Below are 745 nucleotides of genomic sequence, written 5' to 3' on the forward strand. Positions count from 1 at the left end.
CGCGCAGGCACGCACCGGTGCGGCGCAGCACCTCGCCGACCGGTTCGCCCGCCGCGACGGCGGCCGGGAACGGCACCGGCACGCCGAAGTAGCCGACAGCGTCGGTGGCGTCGGCGTGCATGCGGGTGTCCACCGGGACCGCGATGGCGAAGCGCTCCACATGCTGCCGCCGGGCCAGCAGGACGGTCAGGGCGGCGAGGAATACCGCCGCCGGGGTCAGACCGAGATCGCGGGCGCGGTCGGCGACCCGCTCGTGCAGTCCGTCCGGCAGGTCGAGGGCGATGGCTCCGGCACCGTAACTCCGCTGGGCCGGACGGGGATTGGCCAGGGTCAGTTCCAGCCGTTCGGCACCGGTGAACGCCTCGCGCCAGCGGTCGGCCGCGGTGTCGTCGCGGTCGCGTCGGTGCGGTTGCGCGGCGATCAGCTGATGCGTATCCCGATTGGTGACGGTGTCGCCGAGTGGCGCACCGGACAGATCGGCGGTGAGTTCACCCGCCACCAGCAGCATCGACTGCACATCGCTCATGGCGTGGTGCGCGCCGAAAAGCAGCACCGGGCGGGCGGATTCGGCCGTGAGCAGTTCGAAGCGCCACAGCGGGCCAGCCTCCAGGTCGAAGGGCCGTGCCATCAACTCGCGGAAGGCGGCGGCGATGACCGTGTCGTCGAGCCGGTCCAGAGCGCGCCATCCGGTGAGTTGTCCGGGTTCGCGGTGGATCTCGAGTTGGCGTCCGTATTCCTCACCGGG

The 745-nt window shown here is 71.8% G+C and carries 1 protein-coding gene; it reads right to left on the reverse strand.

All coding sequences use genetic code 11. From position 1 onward, the window contains the following. A partial coding sequence (locus ON31_RS29495) for a condensation domain-containing protein (RefSeq protein WP_039818357.1) occupies positions 1-745 on the reverse strand: 745 nt, incomplete at both ends.

The sequence above is a fragment of the Nocardia otitidiscaviarum NBRC 14405 genome (assembly GCF_000308635.1).
In the GTDB taxonomy this organism is placed as follows: domain Bacteria; phylum Actinomycetota; class Actinomycetes; order Mycobacteriales; family Mycobacteriaceae; genus Nocardia; species Nocardia otitidiscaviarum.